15 protein-coding genes are annotated in these 19,749 nt (G+C 56.3%); 3 read left to right on the top strand and 12 right to left on the bottom strand.

Translation table 11 applies throughout. The annotated features are described in order from the left end of the window. Position 1: 1 nt before the first annotated feature. From ABNT42_RS02200 to ABNT42_RS02185, 4 genes are all read right to left on the bottom strand, one after another. A complete protein-coding gene (locus tag ABNT42_RS02200; protein ID WP_155435592.1) occupies positions 2-772 on the bottom strand; it encodes an AAA family ATPase in 771 nt (256 codons plus the stop codon). 132 nt (positions 773-904) lie between these two features. Further along, positions 905-1,555, bottom strand: a complete 651-nt coding sequence (gene rsmG / locus ABNT42_RS02195) for a 16S rRNA (guanine(527)-N(7))-methyltransferase RsmG (protein ID WP_348693425.1) — start codon at positions 1,553-1,555, stop codon at positions 905-907. Beyond that, positions 1,552-3,495, bottom strand: a complete 1,944-nt coding sequence (mnmG, locus tag ABNT42_RS02190) for a tRNA uridine-5-carboxymethylaminomethyl(34) synthesis enzyme MnmG (protein ID WP_348693423.1) — start codon at positions 3,493-3,495, stop codon at positions 1,552-1,554. Before mnmG ends, rsmG begins: the two co-directional genes overlap by 4 nt. A 187-nt stretch (positions 3,496-3,682) precedes the next feature. Next, positions 3,683-4,447, bottom strand: a complete 765-nt coding sequence (locus ABNT42_RS02185) for a TSUP family transporter (RefSeq protein WP_348693421.1) — start codon at positions 4,445-4,447, stop codon at positions 3,683-3,685. Between the two features lie 142 nt (positions 4,448-4,589). On the opposite strand from ABNT42_RS02185, the gene ABNT42_RS02180 reads away from it, so the two are divergent. After that, positions 4,590-5,756 (top strand): iron-containing alcohol dehydrogenase, encoded by a 1,167-nt coding sequence (locus ABNT42_RS02180; RefSeq protein ID WP_348693418.1) that lies wholly within the window; start codon positions 4,590-4,592, stop codon positions 5,754-5,756. 16 nt (positions 5,757-5,772) lie between these two features. Here ABNT42_RS02180 and ABNT42_RS02175 read toward each other — a convergent pair whose 3' ends face one another. The 8 genes from ABNT42_RS02175 to ABNT42_RS02140 all read right to left on the bottom strand — a co-directional run bounded on the left by ABNT42_RS02175 (position 5,773) and on the right by ABNT42_RS02140 (position 15,518). Further along, entirely contained in the window at positions 5,773-7,851 is a 2,079-nt protein-coding gene (locus tag ABNT42_RS02175; RefSeq protein WP_348693416.1) for a 3-hydroxybutyrate oligomer hydrolase family protein, read from the bottom strand. A gap of 100 nt (positions 7,852-7,951) precedes the next feature. Next, the gene (locus ABNT42_RS02170; RefSeq protein ID WP_348693413.1) at positions 7,952-8,935 is read right to left on the bottom strand and encodes a branched-chain amino acid ABC transporter permease; all 984 of its coding nucleotides are present in this window, start codon (positions 8,933-8,935) and stop codon (positions 7,952-7,954) included. A 10-nt stretch (positions 8,936-8,945) separates the two neighbouring features. Beyond that, complete coding sequence (locus ABNT42_RS02165; protein WP_348693410.1) at positions 8,946-9,830, bottom strand: branched-chain amino acid ABC transporter permease; 885 nt, start codon at positions 9,828-9,830, stop codon at positions 8,946-8,948. Between the two features lie 89 nt (positions 9,831-9,919). After that, positions 9,920-11,128, bottom strand: a complete 1,209-nt coding sequence (locus ABNT42_RS02160) for an ABC transporter substrate-binding protein (protein ID WP_348693407.1) — start codon at positions 11,126-11,128, stop codon at positions 9,920-9,922. Between the two features lie 85 nt (positions 11,129-11,213). Further along, entirely contained in the window at positions 11,214-11,921 is a 708-nt protein-coding gene (locus ABNT42_RS02155; RefSeq protein ID WP_348693404.1) for an ABC transporter ATP-binding protein, read from the bottom strand. Continuing rightward, on the bottom strand, positions 11,921-12,691 hold the full coding sequence (locus ABNT42_RS02150; RefSeq protein ID WP_348693402.1) for an ABC transporter ATP-binding protein: 771 nt from the start codon (positions 12,689-12,691) through the stop codon (positions 11,921-11,923). The genes ABNT42_RS02155 and ABNT42_RS02150 overlap by 1 nt, the downstream gene beginning before the upstream one ends. 123 nt (positions 12,692-12,814) lie before the next feature. Continuing rightward, positions 12,815-14,443: a GMC family oxidoreductase N-terminal domain-containing protein gene (locus ABNT42_RS02145; RefSeq protein ID WP_348693400.1), complete on the bottom strand. Its 1,629-nt coding sequence runs from the start codon at positions 14,441-14,443 to the stop codon at positions 12,815-12,817. Between the two features lie 37 nt (positions 14,444-14,480). Beyond that, positions 14,481-15,518: a nitronate monooxygenase gene (locus ABNT42_RS02140; RefSeq protein WP_348693397.1), complete on the bottom strand. Its 1,038-nt coding sequence runs from the start codon at positions 15,516-15,518 to the stop codon at positions 14,481-14,483. Between the two features lie 383 nt (positions 15,519-15,901). On the opposite strand from ABNT42_RS02140, the gene ABNT42_RS02135 reads away from it, so the two are divergent. Both ABNT42_RS02135 and ABNT42_RS02130 read left to right on the top strand, forming a co-directional pair. Further along, positions 15,902-18,613 carry an EAL domain-containing protein gene (locus ABNT42_RS02135; protein WP_348693395.1) on the top strand — a complete coding sequence of 904 codons (2,712 nt, stop codon included), beginning with the start codon at positions 15,902-15,904 and terminating at the stop codon, positions 18,611-18,613. Between the two features lie 392 nt (positions 18,614-19,005). Further along, positions 19,006-19,692 carry a 5'-methylthioadenosine/adenosylhomocysteine nucleosidase gene (locus tag ABNT42_RS02130; RefSeq protein ID WP_348693392.1) on the top strand — a complete coding sequence of 229 codons (687 nt, stop codon included), beginning with the start codon at positions 19,006-19,008 and terminating at the stop codon, positions 19,690-19,692. Positions 19,693-19,749 lie beyond the last annotated feature (57 nt).

Below are 19,749 nucleotides of genomic sequence, written 5' to 3'. Positions count from 1 at the left end.
CTTACATTTTCTTGATGCGTTTGACCATCTCGGCGCCGAAAGCGATATAGGCCTGCGCACCTTTCGAGCTCGGGTCGAAAGTCACGCCCGGCACACCGTAGGACGGTGCTTCAGCCAGACGCACATTACGCGGGATGATGGTTTTAAAGACCTTGTCACCGAAGTGCTGCTCGAGCTGGGCCGAGACTTGCTGCGACAGCGTCATGCGCGGATCGAACATCACGCGCAGCAGACCGATGATCTTCAGGTCGGGGTTGAGGTTGGCGTGGACTTTCTTGATGGTGTTGACCAGATCGGACAGCCCTTCCAGTGCATAGTATTCGCACTGCATAGGGATGATCACGCCGTGTGCTGCGCACAGGCCGTTCAGCGTCAGCATGGACAGCGCCGGCGGACAGTCGATCAGCACGAAGTCGTATTCCTTGTCGACGACAGCCAGCGCATCCTTCAGACGGCGCTCGCGGTTATCCAGTTCCACCATCTCGACTTCGGCACCGGCCAGTTCGCGATTCGACGGCAATACATCGAAGTGGCCCGGCTCGGATCGCTGACGCGCCGTAGCGACATCGGACGTGCCCAGCATGACTTCATAGGTGGATGCCGACAGTCCAGCCTTGTTAATGCCGGCGCCCATCGTAGCATTGCCCTGCGGGTCCAGATCCACCAGCAGCACACGCTGGTTCAGCTTGGCCAGGCCGGCGGCCAGATTCACCGTGGTGGTGGTCTTGCCCACGCCGCCCTTTTGATTCGCTACGCAAAAAATTTTCGCCATGTATTTCTTCTTGTTACTCTCGTGGTGTTTTTAAAAATCGCCACTAATTATTTATACTATTAAAACGGTATAAACGATTTATATTATTTATACTTAATAAACTGTATAAACCGTTTATACCGTATAGATTGTTTACGCCGCTTCAGCCTGTATGAATACCAGATGACGCTCTGCATCCAGCCCCGGAACCTCCAGAGGCTGCAGTTTCTGCACTTTCCATGGCGCTGGCAGTCGCTCGCGCTCGTCCTCTGGTGCCGTGCCTTTCAGCGCGATGAACTGGCCACCCTCTTGCAGCAGATGGCCCGACCAGTTGACGAAATCGGACAGGTCGGCGAAGGCACGCGAAGTGATCACGTCGAACTTGGTCTTCACTTCCAGCTGCTGCACCTGCTTGGTGTACACCGTCACATTGGCCAGTTCCAGCTCGGCTTTTACCTGATTCAGGAAAGCCGTCTTCTTATGCACCGTATCGATCATCGATACTTTCATATCGGGCCGGCTGATGGCCAGCACCATGCCGGGCAAACCGCCACCGGCACCGACATCGAGCACATTCTGCGCACCGGCAAACGCTGGCACGGCGGCCAGCGAATCCAGTACATGCAGGGTGACCATCTGCATCGGATCACGCACCGACGTCAGGTTGTACACCGAGTTCCACTTGTTCAGCAGGGCCAGATAGTCGAGCAGTTTGGCTACCTGTGCCTCATCCAGATTCAGCTCCAGCGCGGCGATGCCCTGCTGTAAAACGTCCGCTATTGCAGCGCGGTCAAACACCTTCATTGAACAGCCTCATCCTTCTTTGCATCGGCTTCGGCGATGAAACCACCGTAGCCCGTCTTCTTCAAATGCACCAGCAGCAGCGAGATCGCGGCCGGCGTTACGCCGGAAATACGCGATGCCTGACCCAGCGTTTCAGGGCGCTGGGCATGTAGTTTCTGCCGTACTTCCACCGACAGCGCGGTGATGTCCAGATAGCTGAAACCTTCCGGCAGCTTGAGGTTTTCGTAGTGTTCGTGGCGCTCTACTTCGCGCAACTGGCGGTCGATATAGCCCGAATATTTGAGCTGGATTTCCACCTGTTCCCGCACCGCTTCGTCCGTTACGCCGGGGCCGGCCAGCTCGCGGCCATCCACACCGGACAGGCTCATCAGCTTGTCGTAGTCGACACCGGGGCGGCGCAGCAGGTCGGCCAGCGAGTATTCGCGCTCGATGGCCTGACCGATCACACGTTCCGATTCGGCCGCTGCGAGGATGCGCGGATTGACCCACGTGGAGCGCAGACGCTCGAGTTCGCGCGCCACGGCTTCGCGTTTTTCCTCGAAAGCCTGCCACTGCACATCGCCCACGCAACCGAGTTTGCGGCCGATTTCCGTCAGGCGCATGTCGGCATTGTCTTCACGCAGACTCAGACGATACTCGGCGCGGCTGGTGAACATGCGGTACGGTTCCTGCACGCCCTGCGTGACCAGATCGTCAACCAGCACGCCCAGATAGGCTTCGGAACGGGCTGGCGTCCAGGCTTCGCGGCCTTGCGTCTGCAGCGCGGCATTGATACCGGCCAGCATGCCCTGCGCCGCCGCTTCTTCGTAGCCGGTCGTGCCGTTGATCTGGCCCGCGAAATACAGACCGTTAATGGCCTTGGTTTCGAGCGACGCTTTGAGGCCGCGCGGGTCGAAATAATCGTATTCGATGGCATAGCCGGGACGCAGAATGTGGGCGTTTTCCATGCCCTTCATCGAGCGTACCAGTTCGATCTGGACGTCGAATGGCAGGCTGGTAGAGATGCCGTTCGGGTAGAACTCGTTGGTGGTCAGGCCTTCCGGTTCAAGGAAAATCTGGTGCGATTCCTTGGCCGAGAAGCGGTGAATTTTGTCTTCGATGGATGGGCAGTAACGCGGGCCCACGCCTTCGATCACGCCCGTGTACATGGGGCTGCGATCGAGACCGGCACGGATGATATCGTGCGTGCGGGTATTGGTATGCGTCACCCAGCAAGGCATTTGTTGCGGGTGCATGGCGGCGTTGCCCATGACGGAGAACACTGGCACGGGATCAAGATCGCCGGGCTGTTCCGTCATGGCAGCGAAATCGATGCTGCGGCCATCGATGCGGGGCGGCGTACCGGTTTTCAGACGGCCTTGCGGCAGCTTGAGTTCCTTCAGACGGGCCGACAGCGAGATGGCTGGCGGATCGCCGGCACGGCCTGCAGAATAGTTCTGCAAGCCCACGTGGATCTTCCCGTCGAGGAAAGTACCGGCCGTCAGCACCACGGCCGGTGCGAGGAATTTCAGACCGATCTGGGTAACGGCGCCGACCACGCGGTCGCCCTCCACCATCAGATCATCCACGGCCTGCTGGAACAGCCACAGGTTAGGCTGATTTTCCAGCCGCGAACGGATGGCCTGTTTGTACAGAATACGGTCGGCCTGCGCGCGCGTAGCGCGAACGGCAGGGCCTTTGGAAGAGTTCAGAATACGGAACTGGATGCCCGATTCATCGGTTGCGATGGCCATAGCACCGCCCATGGCGTCGACTTCTTTGACCAGATGGCCCTTGCCGATACCGCCGATGGACGGATTGCACGACATCTGGCCCAGCGTCTCGATATTGTGCGTGAGCAGCAAAGTCTTCTGTCCCATACGGGCAGAAGCGAGCGCAGCCTCGGTACCGGCGTGACCACCGCCGACCACGATGACGTCGAATTGAGTAGGAAATAACATGTTGGAATGCTTTAAAGCGTGGGGATCAAGGTCAGATTATAGAGTCTTTTTGCAGCTGCGACTTTTTTAAGCACAAATTTTTCTGATTTTGTTCCACGTGAAACAATGAAAAAAGGGCACAGGATGATGATCCGGTGCCCTCTTCAGTCTTCAAAATTGTTTCACGTGGAACAGTCAGTCGCCTCCGTTACCACCTAAGCCATGCATCGTAGCCTGTCTTCAGGATCAGCAAGGACACCACGATCAGGAACAATTGCCGGACAAACCCGCTGCCATGTTTCATCGCCAGACGCGAGCCAATGAAAGCGCCAGCTATCTGGCAGATCGCCATCAGCAGACCCAGCTGCCAGATCAAGTGGCCGCTATAACCGAACCAGATCAGCGCGGCAAAGTTACAAGCGACGTTGACGATCTTGGCGACTGCCGACGCACCAAGGAAATCGAAGCCGAAGATACGCACGAACAAGAAGACCAGAAAACTGCCCGTACCGGGACCGAAGAAGCCATCGTAGAAACCGATGCCGGAACCAACCAGCAGCGCCAGCGTCTGCTCCTTCACCCCGCTATGCACGGGTGCGTGTACTGAACCGAAATCCTTGCGCGCAAACGTGTAGATAGCCACTGCCACCAGCACGACGGGCAACAGCAAGCGCATGAATTCGGCAGAGACTTGCGTTACTGTGTACGCGCCGAGGAAGGCAAACACCAGTGCAGCAATTGCCGCCGGTGCTGCCACCGACCATGCAATCGCTACCCGTCGTGCGTAACTGACGGCCGCCACACTGGTGCCGAAGATGCTGGCCAGTTTGTTGGTACCGATCAGCGTGGCTGGTGCCATATTCGGAAACACCGAGAACATGGTGGGCAACTGTATCAACCCGCCGCCACCCACCACGGCATCCACCAGACCGGCACTGAATGCCGCCACACCCAACAACAGATAATCAACCATAAAAACTTTCTGCAATCCCGCACTACCCCGTTTGGGGAAAGGCTACATTGTACGTAAGAAATTTCACCACGATCATGCCGATCACGCATACATGGGGTAAGCTAGAACGGTCTGCTCAAACACCGCTAAACGAGGAAATCCCATGCCCGACTTCCCTCCGTTTGCTTTCAGCACCGTCGCCCACATCGTTGCCGAAACGGGTGCTGCAGCAAATCTAGGCGCCCTGCTGCGCCAACATTTTCCCCATGCGCGGCGTGCGCTGTTTGTCACCGATGCTGGCTTACTCCGGACCGGACTGGTGCAGGCGCCCATGGCCAGCGTCAAAGCGGCGGGACTCAGCTGCGAGATTTATGCGGAAGTAATTGCCGATCCCCCCGAGCAGACCATACTCGATGCCGTGGGAGTGGCACGGGTAGCCGCCAGCGATATCATCATCGGCATAGGCGGTGGCAGCTCCATGGATGTGGCCAAACTGATCGCCGTGCTGGCCAATAGCGATCAGGCACTCAGCGCCATCTACGGCATCGGCAATGTGGCGGGCCAGCGCTTGCCGCTGGTCCAGATTCCTACCACGGCCGGCACGGGTTCCGAGGTCACCAACATCGCCATCGTGACGACCGGTGCTACCACAAAAATGGGCATCGTCGCGCCGCAACTCTATGCCGATCTGGCATTGCTCGATGCCGAACTCACGCTGGGACTGCCGCCTGCCGTGACGGCGGCCACGGGTATCGATGCCATGGTGCATGCCATCGAAGCCTACACGACACGACATAAAAAGAATCCTCTGTCGGACATGCTGGCGAAGCAGGCGCTCAGTCTGCTGTCGGCCAATCTGCTGCATGCCTGCGAACACGGGCGCGATCTGGCCGCCCGTCAGGCCATGCTGCTCGGTGCCATGCTGGCAGGGCAGGCTTTCTCGAATGCGCCGGTCGCTGCCGTGCATGCGCTGGCCTATCCCATAGGCGGCAATTTCCACGTGCCACATGGCTTATCGAATTCGCTGGTGCTGCCCCATGTGCTGCGCTTCAATATGCCAGTCGCCACACCCCTCTACGCCGAACTGGCGGAAGTCGTCGTGCCACAGGCCAGCGGTAGTACGGAGGCACGCGCCGAAGCGCTTGTGGTTGCAATGGAGCAACTTGCAGCGGCCGCCGGTATCGAACGACGCTTGCAGCAGGTGGGCATCACGGCAGGGGATCTGGACAAGTTGGCCGACGATGCGATGCTACAAACCCGCCTGCTTGGCAACAATCTGCGCCATGTCGGCTGGGACGATGCACGCGCCATCTATGCGGCAGCGCTATAAGCGGACGGGAGCAAGTTCAGTCAGGCACCGTCACGGTATTACCGCTGACGATAATCGCGTCCGCGACTGGCGGCGCCGTCGCTAGCGGCGGCACATTCAGCACGGTGATCGGGCTAGTGTTATCGCTGCGCACCAGCGTGCGCACCACCTGCGATGGCGGTAGCGCCTGCGCCGGATGACGCAAGTGCGCCAGCATGGCATCAAGTGCACGGAACAGATACACATGCAGCGGCACAATGCTGGCAGGTAGTACATTGCTAAACGAATCGAAGTGATTGGCGTTGAGCACCTCGATGTAGCGTAACTGGCTCGACCTTCCCTCCACCGCCGCATTCAATCCCAGATAGGCGCGCGAGGCAAAGTTCACGGGTATCAAAGTATCACTGCGTCCCTGCACGATGATGGCCGGCTTGCCATGCAGATTGCCGCTCGCCTGCACTTGCGCCATACCGGCTCTGACCCGCGCGCTCTGCGCCGCCAGCGCCGGATTCAGCGCAGCACCGCTCACCGGGTCCACGCCCGTCACCAGCGCCCGCAGACAGAGAAAACCATCGAGCGACTGATCGGCCAGATTGCTACTCGGCGACACACCGAACTGATAGGCGCGCGCGCCACCCGCTGCGTCTTCGTAGATCACATTGCCGACGATGCCGTTCTGACTGGCGAAACTGCTGGCGCGCTGGGCTGCCGTCAGCGCCAGCGGAACACCGTTAGCATCGGTCGCCGCAAAGGAAAAACCGCACAATCTATCGGTCACGGAAAACTTGCCATATGCATAAGCGTAGCTCACCGCCACCAGTACATTGGTGCCCGCGTGGGCCGCCTGCAGCACATCCGAATCGGCCAGCCAGCCATAGGCCTTCAAGCGCGCCTTAGCATCGGCCTGCTGCGCGGGCAGATCGGCGCCCGCCAGCAAGCCCTTGGCCACCAGCGCCGTACAGCGTCCCGGCGCGGCTGGCAGCGCAGCAATGCACGGCTGATACAGTGCCGCATAGGTACTGTAATCGAGCAGCGCCTTGCCATAGCCGCTGACCACCGCAGCGCCCTGCCGCACCTCATAGCGGGCACTTGCCGCTGGTTGCACCTGGGGTTCGCTGACCGCCACGCCACTAATCAGCCCCTTGCTATCCTGTTCGGCAGCGCGCAAGGCTGCGCCTGCGCCATTGGAAATACTCGAGGCTATCGTGATGGTGTTGCGTGGCGAGAAGCGCTGCAGATGATGCTGGCCATCGCGTGCCAGCACACCGAACTTTTCATTCAGCACGTAAAAGGCAAACTCTACGGACTGCAGCGTCATCCCGCCCCAGTCACGTTCCGGATTCTGCTGCGAGTGCGCATGCTTGAAAGCGATGCGCGCGGGATAGGCTGCCGCAAAAGCAGACCGATCGGCATCGCTGAGCAGCGGCGCAAAACTGGCCGCCTTGCCGGTCGCCAGACGTGGCGCGCGCACGCCGTTCTGCAAGTTCACGCTGTCGTCATCGAAAGTGTACAAACCGGTGCCGCTGCCCTTGTCGCTATACGCCACGGCACAGCGGTTCTTCAGCCCCCACTCGCCCGCACTGCCGATAGCGCCATACACGCCGCGCGAGCCGCTGGACGTGGCGGTGACGATGCAGGGCTGGTCCGGATCGAAACTGGCAGGCACCTGCACCATCAGCGTCACATTCTGCTGGCCACTGCCATCGTCGGCATAAGCCAGATACTCGGTGCCGGCGATCAGCCCCTGTGTGCTAGTCACTGTGCCTGCCGCATCCACATTCGGGCCATACAGCGTGCCATAGCCGCTGTAGGCGGCGATATCGAGCACAGCACGGTAGTTGGCATAGATCGCGTTACGACGCAGCTCAGAGGCCGTAGGACGCGCCGGATCGGCATAGGCAGGGGTAGGCCCTGCCAGACCGATAGCGCCCAGCCCTGCCGTCAGCAAATCGTCGCTCAGGCCATCGTAACTGGTAGCGCTGACTGTGCCGAGAAAGTCAGGCGCCAGATTGAGCACTTCCGGCTCGTCATCATGGTGGTGATAGGCACCGCAAGCGGCCAGCGTAGCTCCCGCCAGCGCCAGCACCGGTAACAGCACGCGCGTCCTGATCGACATATCGGCCTCGCCACAATAAAGGTGGAATGCCAATGTACGCCGGACGAAAAAAAAGCGCCGGACTGTTCGTCCGGCGCCTGTGCTGTATCAAACCGAAAAGTTATGCCGCTTTCTTGCTATTGCCATCAGGCAGACGGGCGATGATTTCACCCACGATGCCGCGGCGGAACAGGAGCACGCAGGCAATGAAGATCAGCCCCGTCACCATGCTGACCGCTTCACCGAGCGTGTTAAACCATTCGATACCGCTGCGGCTAGCCAGCGCGATGCCCAGATCGCCCAGCTTATTCTCCAGCGCGATGATGATGATGGCGCCCAGCACCGGACCGGCCAGCGTGCCCATGCCGCCCACCAGCGTCATCAGAATCACCAGACCCGACATACTCCAGTGCACATCGGTTAGCGTTTCGAAACCCTGCACCAGCATATTCGACGCACCGGCCAGCCCGGCCAGTGCCGCCGACAGCACGAACGCCAGCAACTTGTAGCGATCCACGTCATAGCCCAGCGAAATGGCACGCGGTTCGTTTTCCTTGATAGCTTTGAGCACCTGACCGAAAGGCGAATGGATGGTGCGCACAATCAGCATGAAGGCCAGCACGCACACGGCCAGCACGAAGAAGTACAGCGCCACATCATTGGCCAGATCGATAGCGCCGAACAGTTTGCCACGTGGAACACCTTGCAAGCCATCTTCACCGCCCGTGAATTCACCGGCACGCAGCGCACCGAAGTACACCATCTGCGCCAGCGCCAGCGTAATCATGGAGAAGTAGATGCCCTGCCGGCGGATTGCCAGCGCGCCCATTACCAGACCGATCAGCGCACCGGCCGCCACACCGGCCAGCATGCCCAGCTCGACGGGCCAGCCCCAGACTTTCATGGCATTGCCGGCCACATAGCCGGCGGTGCCAAAAAAGGCCGCATGGCCGAACGACAGCAAGCCCGTATAGCCGATTAGCAGATTGAAGGCGCAGGCAAACAGTGCGAAGCACAGCAGCTTGGCGAGAAACACGGGATAGCCGATAAACGGCGCCAGCAGCGCCACCAGCAGTGCGAGGGTATAAGCAATTTTCTTATGCATAGTCGGCCTCTTATTTTTCTTTACCGAACAGGCCGGCAGGACGGATCAGCAGCACGATCACCATCACCAGAAACACCACGGTGGAGGAAAACTCGGGATAGAACACTTTGGTCAGACCTTCGATCACGCCCAGCCCCAGCCCCGTGAGGATGGAGCCGATAATCGAGCCCATACCGCCGATCACCACCACGGCAAACACCACGATGATCAGGTTCTGCCCCATCAGCGGCTGCACCTGAATGACGGGCGCGGCCAGCACACCGGCAAAGCCGGCCAGTGCCACGCCGAAGCCATAGGTCAGCGTGACCATCAGCGGCACATTGATGCCGAACGCTTCCACCAGCTTGGGATTTTCCGTACCGGCACGCAGATAGGCGCCCAGCTTGGTTTTCTCGATCACGAACCACGTGCCCAGACACACTGCCAGCGATGCCACCACCACCCAGGCACGGTAATTCGGCAGCATCATGAAGCCCAGATCGGTCGCGCCAGCCAGTGCTTCGGGCACTTCGAAACGCTGCCCCGAAACGCCGTAGAACGAACGGAACACGCCTTCCAGCAGCAGCGTGATGCCGAAAGTCAGCAGCAGACCATACAGATGATCGAGCTTGTACAGCCAGCGCAGCATGGTCTTTTCGATGATGATGCCGAAGGCCCCCACGATCAGCGGAGCCAGCACCAGCATCACCCAGTAATTGAGGCCGAAATACGCCATACCCATCCACGCCAGAAACGCGCCCATCATGTATAGCGCGCCGTGGGAAAAATTAATCACGTTCAGCAGACCGAAGATCACAGCCAGACCGAGCGACAGCATTGCGTAGAACGAGCCATTGACGAGTCCCAGTAATAACTGGCTCAGCATGGCAGGCAGAGGAACGCCGAAGATTTCCATGAGATCACAATATAAAGATCGCCGGTCCAGCCGGACCGGCGTGTAGCAGGGAAACGGCCGGATGCGTTCCGGCCTGTGTACAACTCAGCTTATTTCCACAGGGCGCATTTGGTTTCCGCCTTGGTGGCGTAAGCCTGATCACCCGGGATGGTGGCCACCACTTTGTAGTAGTCCCATGGATACTTCGATTCCGACTGCTTCTTCACTTCCATCAGGTACATATCGTGCACCATGCGGCCGTCCGGACGGATCACGCCGTTCTTGGCGAACATATCGTTGATCTTGTTGGCCTTGAGGTAGGCCATGACTTTTTCCGTATCATCCGTACCCACTGCTTTGACGGCTTTCAGATAGTTGCCAGCGGCCGAGTAGTCGGCAGCCTGCAGCATCGACGGCTCTTTCTTCATCTTCTCGAAATAGCGCTTCGACCAGGCACGGGTTTCCGCATTCGCATCCCAGTACCAGCCGTCGGTCAGATACATACCCTGCGTCAGATTCAGACCCAGCGAATGAATATCGTTAATGAAGATCAGCAGACCGGCCAGCTTCATTTTCTTGGTGATGCCGAATTCGTTGGCGGCCTTGATGGAGTTGATGGCATCGCCACCGGCATTGGCCAGACCCAGAATCTGCGCACCGGAAGATTGCGCCTGCAGCAGGAAGGACGAGAAGTCGGAAGCGGACAGCGGGTGCTTGACGGCACCCAGCACTTTACCGCCCGAAGCTTTCACCACGTCCGAGGTATCTTTTTCCAGCGATGCGCCGAAGGCATAGTCCGCCGTCATGAAATACCAGCTCTTGCCGCCCTGCTTCACAATCGCGCCGCCCGTGCCGCGCGCCAGTGCGATGGTGTCGTAAGCGTAGTGGATGGTGTAAGGCGTGCATTCTTCATTGGTCAAACGGGCCGAACCGGCACCGATGGAAATGAAGACTTTTTTCTTCTCCGCAGCCACTTTGGCCATGGCCAGATTGGCGCCCGAGTTGGTGCCGCCGATCAGCATGTCCACGCCCTGCTGGTCGAACCATTCGCGCGCTTTGGAGGCGGCGATATCGGCCTTGTTCTGGTGGTCGGCTGAAATGAACTCGACCTTTTTACCGGCGATGACCACGCCCGCATCGGCTATCGCCATCTTGATGGCTTCGGCGCCACCGGCACCGTCGATATCGGCGTACAGGCCGGACATGTCGGTAATCATACCGATCTTGATGGTGTCGCCCGATACCTGCGCCTGGGCGGCAAAGGACAGGCCGAAGGTGCAGACTGCAGTAGCTGCAAGGGTGATGGCTTTGAGTTTCATGGTGTCTCCGTCTCTAAAAAAGTGTGTTTGTTTATTGTTTTACACAGACCAGAACCTGCTTAACTTACTTAACCTGCTTAACTGATTACACGCCTAGTAGCTCAGTCAATATCGGCATCTTGGCGCTCAATTCCGATGCAACAAAAGTCTCGACAATCTGACCGTGTTCCATCACGTAGAACCGGTCTGCCAGCGGTGCCGCAAAGCGGAAATTCTGCTCCACCATCACGATGGTGTAGCCCTTGGCTTTGAGGGTGGTAATCATGCGCGCCAGCCCCTGCACGATGACCGGCGCCAGCCCTTCGGAAATTTCATCGAGCAGCAGCAGCCGTGCCCCCGTACGTAGAATGCGCGCCACCGCCAGCATCTGCTGTTCGCCACCAGACAATCGGGTGCCCTGACTATGTTTGCGCTCGGCCAGATTGGGGAACATGGCGTAGATTTCATCGATCGACATGCCTTTTTCACCCGTCGCCAGTTGCGGCGGCAACAGCAAGTTCTCTTCCGTCGATAGAGAAGAAAAGATGCCCCGTTCCTCGGGGCAGTAGCCCACACCGAGGTGCGCAATCCTGTGCGTGGGCAGGCCCAGCGCTTCTACTCCATTGATCTTGATAGAACCCGTGCGTGCGCCCGTCAGACCCATGATGGCGCGCAGCGTGGTAGTGCGGCCGGCGCCATTGCGCCCCAGCAGCGTCACCACTTCACCGGGCTGCACCACCAGATTTACGTCATGCAAAATATGCGATTCGCCATACCATGCATGGAGCTTGGAAATTTCCAATGCGGCCGTCATCAGTGCGCTCCTTCCAGCACCGTGGCTTCCGTGCCCATATACGCTTCCATCACCTGCGCATTACTGGAAACTTCCGCATAACTACCTTCGGCCAGCATGGCACCGCGCTGCAGAACGGAGATTTTGTCGCAGATACCGGATACCACTTTCATATTGTGTTCGACCATCAGGATGGTGCGCCCGGCCGACACTTTCTTAATCAGTTCCGTTACACGGTGCACATCTTCATGGCCCATGCCCTGAGTCGGCTCATCGAGCAGCATCAGTTCCGGCTCCATCGCCAGCGTGGTGGCAATCTCCAGCGCGCGCTTGCGGCCATACGGCATATCCACGGTAATGGTGTCGGCAAACTCGCTCAGGTCTACATCGGCCAGTAACTGCATGGCACGGTCATTGAGCGTATCGAGGGAACGTTCGCTCTGCCAGAAATTGAAGCTGGTACCAAGCTGGCGCTGCAGGCCGATACGGACATTCTGCAACACCGTCAGATGGGGGAAAACGGCTGAAATCTGAAAAGAACGGATCACGCCCATGCGGGCGATCTGGGCCGGTTTGGCGGCCGTAATGTCTTTGCCGTTGAACAGAATCTGGCCCGACGTAGGTACCAGAAACTTCGTCAGCAGATTGAAGCACGTGGTTTTACCGGCGCCGTTAGGGCCGATCAGCGCGTGGATGTGGCCGCGCTGTACTTTCAGGTTTACATCATTGACCGCAGTGAATCCTTTGAATTCCTTGGTCAGATGCTTGGTCTCCAGAATAAAGCCAGACATCCCGTCTCCTAGTAATTTTTTCTCAAACTACTTATTTTTTTTTATCATACACAGTAACAAATTGGCTAACAATACAGTATAACTACGGTTAACTTTTGATCTAGACCTAGCGTGCGCGACGATTCATTGCCGGCCTGAAATGATCAGCTCAGCAGCTTTTTCGGCAATCATCACGGTCGGAGAATTGGTATTGCCCGAGGTGATCAAGGGCATGATGGATGCATCGGCCACGCGCAAATTCTGTACCCCGATTACACGCAAACTGCTATCGACTACGGCCATGGGATCATCGCGCCGCCCCATCTTGCAGGTTCCGACCGGATGGAAAATCGTCGTGCCGATATTGCCGGCAGCATGGGCTAGCTCCTGCTCCGTCTGATAAGACAGTCCCGGTTTGTATTCTTCCGGCGCGTACTGCTGCATGGCGGGGGCAGCCACAATACGGCGCGTAAGTGCCAGCGCATCGGCCGCCACTTTGCGGTCTTCCGGCGTGCTTAGATACATGGGGGCGATTTTTGGTGCGACGTAACTATCGGCGCTGGCGATGTGCACATGGCCCCGCGCGGTGGGACGCAGATTGCATACGCTGGCCGTGAAGGCGGGGAAAGCATGCAGCGGGTCGCCGAACTTTTCCAGCGACAGCGGCTGCACGTGGTATTGCAGATTCGGGGTGGACTGGCCCGCGTCGGAACGGGCAAATGCGCCTAGCTGGGACGGCGCCATAGACATCGGCCCGCTCTGGAACAACGCATATTCCAGACCGATACGGAACTTGCCCCACGCCGACGCCGCCATGGTATTGAGCGTGCGGGCTTTGCCATTCAATTTGAATATCATGCGCAACTGCAGATGGTCCTGCAGATTTTCACCCACGCCTGCGAGGTCTAGCTGCGGCCTGATGCCCAGTTCATGCAATCGGCCCGCCGCGCCGATGCCGGAACACTGGAGTATCTGCGGTGAACCGATGGCGCCAGCGGCCAGCACGGTTTCCTGTGTCGCCTGTGCGCTGTAACGGCTGCCGCTCGCAGTAAAAATCACGCCACGACAGATAGCGCCCCTCGCCTCGTTTTCGATCTGAAGTTGTTCCACGTGACACGCGGTCATGATGGTCAGATTCGGCCTTCCTCTGGCCGGCTTGAGGAAGGCTTTGGCTGTATTCCAGCGTATGCCGCGCCGCTGGTTGACCTCGAAATAGCCGCAACCGGCATTGTCACCCCTATTAAAATCATCGACTTTGGCTATGCCCGTCTGTTCTGCCGCATCGCGGAAAGCATCCAGTACCTGCCACGACAGGCGCTGTTTTTCTACCCGCCACAGGCCGCCCGTGCCATGTAGTTCCGACGCACCGCCATGGTAATCCTCGCTCTTTTTAAACAGTTCCAGCACGGACGGCCAGCGCCAGCTATCGTCATCGACCAGTTCAGCCCAGCGCTCGTAATCTTCGCGCTGACCGCGCATGTAAATCATGCCGTTGATGGAAGAACAGCCGCCTAGTACTTTCCCGCGCGGATACAGCAAACTGCGGCCATTTAGTCCCGCATCCGCTTCGGTGCGGAAACGCCAGTCCGTACGGGGATTGTCGATGCAATGCAGATAACCGACGGGGATATGGATCCATAGGTAATCGTCCTTGCCTCCCGCTTCAAGCAACAGCACGCGCTTACTACTGTCGGCACTGAGGCGGTTGGCCAGCACACAACCGGCAGAACCGGCACCAATGATGATGTAATCGTACGTCCCTGCAGAGTCCAAAACGTCTCCTTCCAGCGTCGTATTTCTTGTATTGCGATCAGGCGGCAGCGAGCTCCGCCAGCAAAGTGGAAATTAATTGGGCAGCGGGCATGCTGCGGATGCGGGCAACGCCCGTGCCGCACCAGAGCGACATCCATTCCGTTTCGCCTCGTCGGGCTGCTTCGGCACGGATCGCCCCTGTCAACGCATTCTGGATAGGATAAGGCGGTACTTGCTGTTCGTGCACTGCCATCACCTGCATGAAACGGTTATCCAGACCGCGTGCATAACGACCAGAAAAACTGCGCGTCAAACGGGTAGGATGGTGGCCTGCATCCAGCAGACGGTGTTTATAGATGGCTGGTATGGCCGATTCCTCACAGGCCAAAAAAGCGGTGCCCATCTGTACGGCCTGTGCACCGGCTTGCAATGCCCGCTTGATATCGGCGCCCGTCATGAAACCACCTGCCGCAATTACAGGAATACTGACAGCGGCCACCACCGCCCCCAACAACTGATCTATACCCTGCTGCGCATCTTCCTGCCGTCCGATAAACGTGCCGCGATGGCCGCCCGCTTCGATGCCGGAAGCGATGACGGCATCGGCGCCACGTTCCTGCCAGGCCAGCGCTTCGGCCACGTGGGTAATCGTTCCCACCACCAGAATCCCGGCATCATGCAGTCTTCTGATCTGTTCTTCGCTCAAAATTCCGAAAGTAAAACTCGCTACGGCGGGCTTTAAAGTCAGCAACATTTCAAACTGGGCGGTGAAGTCTTCGCACCATTTGGCAGGCATGGGCAGTTCCGTCCAGCCCAGCGCCGACCAGACTGGCCGTAAATATTCCGCCGCCTGTGCTACCTCGGCAGGATCAGCTTGTGGCGTTTCCAGCACAAAAAAATTCAGGCAAAACGGTCGCTGCGTCAAAGCACGTATCTGTTCCGTCTGGCTACGAATGGCATCAGGACTCAATAAGGAACAAGCCAGACTACCGAGTGCGCCAGCATTCGACACGGCAGCCACCTGCGCCGGCGTATTACAGCCACCGGCAGTCGGCCCTTGAACAATGGGATGAGGGAAAACCGTTGCGAGCTTCATCAGATTTCTCACTTTTGAGGCGAAATCTTCTGTGGATAAGTGTTTGGATATCCACAGGCATCGAATGTGAGTAAACAAAAGTATTCGGGACAACCATTTTTTTATCCCAAAACAGTTCTCTGCTCATACACGGCTTGCTCGCCTGCTTATGCAGCTCGTAAACAGCTGATTTTAATCCGAAATGAAGACTTATCCACAGAATAGTGTCTGCGTTAACAACTACTACTATTTTTTATGTATACATCTTTAAAGTAAACCATAACCGCAAAAGCCGCAGGCGACACCACCCAACAGTGAAAAAATTCCATGACTCCGAATAGGGAATTCGGTATAAATAGCACTAGCTTCTTTTTGTAAAGCATCAAGCCTTTGCCGGAGATGACTTGCCTGAACTGCGCAACAATCAACGGTCGCCCGGCTATCTAAAATTCCGGCGACGCTTGCTTACTGGCCTTTTTTTGATGGCAATACTGGCTATTGCCGTCGTTATTTCCCAATTCCGCACCAGTTACAACGAACGCGAACATGCTGTTCGCAGCCAGACCGAGCACTACGCCAAAGCGATGGAAGCCCATGTGCTCTACTCCATCCAGTCAGTCGACCTTTCTCTGCTGAGTTTTTCCAGTGCAATCAAAGTACTGACTCGCCAGCAAAGTCGCTCCAGCACCACCATGTCGGAGCTGTTGTCTTCTCACAATGCCAATTTCAGTGGCGACTACGCCATCATCTTTCTGGATAACCAGGGCAACAGCATTGCCTCCTCGGACGGAAGCAAGCTACTGAACATGCAGTATCGGGATAAAGACTTTTTTAAAGCCCATCTTGATAGCAATCTTCGTGGCCACCTCTACATTGGCGAGCCCGAACTGACTACAGCGAAAAAGATACCGATGCTGTTTCTTAGTCGACGGGTAGAAAATGATCACGGAGAATTTCTCGGCGTAATAGTCGCGCCTGTGAACATTGAACGCTTTGTTACCGTATTTGAAAATTCGCGCTTTGATGCCGACATCGTCATCGCACTGATACATGGAAAAGGCAAAGTCATCGTTCGCGTGCCGAATTTCATTGCCACTTTTGGCCACAATCTGGCTCCCAGCCAGTTATTTGAATATCTGAAGCGCAGCAGTACAGGGACTTATCACGATGTCAGTGCCATCGATGGTCTAAAACGGGTGTACAGCTATCGCGCACTGGACGAAATGCCGCTGATTATCGTAGTTGGTAGTAACGACGCCGAAGCAAACCGGATTCTGCAGCAAAATTATTTGATCGCCGGCGCTGGTTTAACGGCTTTACTATTGCTGATGATAGGCGCCGGTCATTTTTCACTACGGACTTATCAACGGCAGGAGGAAAAAGAGCAGCGCTATCGCGCCTTGTACGTCGCTAGTAGTGAAATGGAAAAAAAATTACGGGCCAACGAAGAATCGATGCGCCTGGCAGCATTGCTTTTCCAGAACAGTAGCGAAGCCATGATGGTGACGGACGTGGAAGGCAAAATTCTGACCGTCAATCCAGCCTTTTCCCTGTTATATGGCTATTTAGAAAAAGACCTGATCGATCATCGCGGCTATGAACTGGCAGCTGGCCAGCAGGAACAGAGTGTATTTGACCGTATGTCGGAATCCATCCTCGAACATGGCGAATGGGAAGGTGAAATCTGGCAGCAACATAAAGATGGTGAAACTTTCCTGGTTTCCATGCGGGTCAATACAGTATTTGATGAAGAAGGTAATCCGATTCGCCATGTTGCATTACTAAGAGACATCACCAAGAAAAAAGCTTCGGAAGAACTGATCTGGCGTCAGGCCAATTTCGATGCACTGACAAGCTTGTCGAACCGGCGCATGTTCCATGAACATCTGCGTCTGGAAATGAAGAAAACCGACCGCTCCAAACTACCGATGGCGCTGGTTTTCCTCGATGTTGATCATTTCAAACAGGTTAATGACACGCTGGGCCACGATCAAGGCGATCTACTGCTGAAACAAGTAGCACAGCGCCTGACTTCCTGTGTGCGCGGTACCGATATTGTTTCCCGCTTGGGGGGCGACGAATTCACCATCATTCTCAGTGAATTGCGTAACGCCAGCGATGTCGCACGGATTGCACAGGAAATTTTGCGTCAGATGAGCACGCCGTTTGAGCTAAATGAGCATACGGCCCATGTTTCCAGCAGCATAGGTATTACGCTTTATCCTGAAGATGGCAAAGATGCTGAAACTTTAATCAAAAATGCCGATCAGGCGATGTATATCGCTAAACAGGAAGGCCGTAACCGCTTCCATTATTTCGCGCCCTATATGCAGGAAGCCACGCGGGTCCGTATGGAACTGATTAGCGAGCTGCGCGAAACCGTGGCGCGCAACGAATTACGGCTACTTTTCCAGCCCATCGTCGATCTACAAACAGGAAAAATCTGCAAAGCGGAAGCACTGGTGCGCTGGGAACATCCGGAACGGGGCCTGCTCAACCCGGCAGAATTCATCAGCATTGCCGAAAGTAGCGGCATGATCGTTGAAATCGGTGACTGGGTGTTCCGTCAGGCCGCCCAGGAAGTCCAGCGTTTGCGCCAGTCTGGCCATAAAAACTTCCAGATCGGCGTCAATAAATCAGCCTGGCAATTCCGTGAAAACGGCAGCAACTATCAGAACTGGCTTGATTACCTACGTGAACTAGAGGTTCCAACGGAAAACATCATCATTGAAGTGACGGAAAACCTGTTATTGGACAGCACTTATCAGGTGGCCCAGCGTCTGGCCGCATTCCAGCAAGCCCATATGCAGATTTCGCTGGATGATTTCGGTACCGGTTACTGTTCGGTGGCTTTCCTCAAACGCTTCAATGTCGATTACATCAAACTGGACCGCTCATTGATCACGGATCTTAGCCACGACCGGCCCGGCCATGCTTTATGGGAAGCCATTATCGTGATGGCGCACAAACTCGACATCAAAGTCATCGCGGAAGGTATCGAAACGCTGGAACAACTGGCCATACTGAAGCAGGCAGGTTGCGATCTGGGGCAGGGTTATCTGTTTTCGCGCCCTATTTCAGGTGCCGAACTGGAGCAAAAACTGAAAAACGGCTAGGCGGCTGTGAATAACTCGCTGAATATCCACAGGACGAGTTGTGAGTAAGGACAAAGTTTTCCAAACGGCCGCATTTTATACAGAATTGCTCCTGAAATGGTACAGCGCTTATGCAGATCCTTATCTTTCGCGTAAACAAATGATTTGTAAACGTATACAAGACTTATCCACAGCTACTTATACGTTTACTACTACTACTATTTTTATATAAAACCTTTTGTAAACTACTAAACCGCGAAAACGCGAACTCTGCGTGAAATCTGAAGCCCTGCTCGCCATCTGAAAAGCCACTGACCCATAAGAAACGCCTTAAAATGCACCGTTTCAAGCGATTAACTGTGGAAAAATCCTGATTCATCCACAGTCTGAATCGCCATTACAGGGAAAAAAGTATGCGTTTAGGCATCATCAGTGCGTTGGCGGAAGAACAGCATGGCTTGATAGAAGCCATGGAGAGCCCCACCAGGCGTTTTTACGGCATGCGTGAGTACACAGCCGGAAAACTGTGGGAAATCGACGCTGTGTGCGTTTTATCGCGTATAGGCAAGGTTGCTGCGGCAATGACAGCTGCCATCCTTGTGGAAAAGTTTGAAGTTACCCACATCATCTTTACCGGCGTGGCCGGTAGCGGGGATAAAAACGTCCATGTGGGTGATATCGTCGTCGCGGAAGAACTGATCCAGCACGATTTCGATGCCAGTCCCCTGTTTCCCCGTTATGAAATACCTCTGACGGGGCTGACCCGTTTTGCCAGTGACCGAGCCCTGACGGATAAACTGGCTACTGTTGCCGCTAAAACGGGACGGGTACATCGCGGCCTGATTGCCAGTGGGGATCAATTTATCGGCAAACGTCAGCAGATCGAAGCCTTGAAAGGGGCACTACCTGATATTTTGGCGGTAGAAATGGAAGGCGCCGCCGTGGCGCAAGTATGTTTCGAGCTCGGCATTCCATTTGCCGTGATCCGCACGATCTCGGATAACGCCAATGATGATGCGGCAGTGGATTTCATGCGTTTCGTTAAAACGGTAGCTTCCCGTTACGCTTACGACATCATCGAAAAGTTCTGCAAAGCATAAAAAAAGGCCGGAATTTCTTCCGGCCTCAAGACAGCAACAGGTAATCGTTGTATTCAG

The organism is Duganella fentianensis, assembly GCF_964031615.1.
In the GTDB taxonomy this organism is placed as follows: Bacteria; Pseudomonadota; Gammaproteobacteria; order Burkholderiales; family Burkholderiaceae_D; genus Rugamonas; species Rugamonas fentianensis_A.
Note: the sequence above shows the minus strand (reverse complement) of the source record. Positions and strands in the feature narration are given on the sequence as shown.

Coding starts and splice junctions, on each gene's coding strand:
- ABNT42_RS02170 (WP_348693413.1), bottom strand. CDS start 8,935: ATGCATAAGAAAATTGCTTATACCCTCGCACTGCTGGTGGCGCTGCTG.
- rsmG (WP_348693425.1), bottom strand. CDS start 1,555: ATGAAGGTGTTTGACCGCGCTGCAATAGCGGACGTTTTACAGCAGGGC.
- ABNT42_RS02200 (WP_155435592.1), bottom strand. CDS start 772: ATGGCGAAAATTTTTTGCGTAGCGAATCAAAAGGGCGGCGTGGGCAAG.
- ABNT42_RS02180 (WP_348693418.1), top strand. CDS start 4,590: ATGCCCGACTTCCCTCCGTTTGCTTTCAGCACCGTCGCCCACATCGTT.
- ABNT42_RS02165 (WP_348693410.1), bottom strand. CDS start 9,830: ATGGAAATCTTCGGCGTTCCTCTGCCTGCCATGCTGAGCCAGTTATTA.
- mnmG (WP_348693423.1), bottom strand. CDS start 3,495: ATGTTATTTCCTACTCAATTCGACGTCATCGTGGTCGGCGGTGGTCAC.
- ABNT42_RS02130 (WP_348693392.1), top strand. CDS start 19,006: ATGCGTTTAGGCATCATCAGTGCGTTGGCGGAAGAACAGCATGGCTTG.
- ABNT42_RS02140 (WP_348693397.1), bottom strand. CDS start 15,518: ATGAAGCTCGCAACGGTTTTCCCTCATCCCATTGTTCAAGGGCCGACT.
- ABNT42_RS02175 (WP_348693416.1), bottom strand. CDS start 7,851: ATGTCGATCAGGACGCGCGTGCTGTTACCGGTGCTGGCGCTGGCGGGA.
- ABNT42_RS02185 (WP_348693421.1), bottom strand. CDS start 4,447: ATGGTTGATTATCTGTTGTTGGGTGTGGCGGCATTCAGTGCCGGTCTG.
- ABNT42_RS02155 (WP_348693404.1), bottom strand. CDS start 11,921: ATGACGGCCGCATTGGAAATTTCCAAGCTCCATGCATGGTATGGCGAA.
- ABNT42_RS02150 (WP_348693402.1), bottom strand. CDS start 12,691: ATGTCTGGCTTTATTCTGGAGACCAAGCATCTGACCAAGGAATTCAAA.
- ABNT42_RS02160 (WP_348693407.1), bottom strand. CDS start 11,128: ATGAAACTCAAAGCCATCACCCTTGCAGCTACTGCAGTCTGCACCTTC.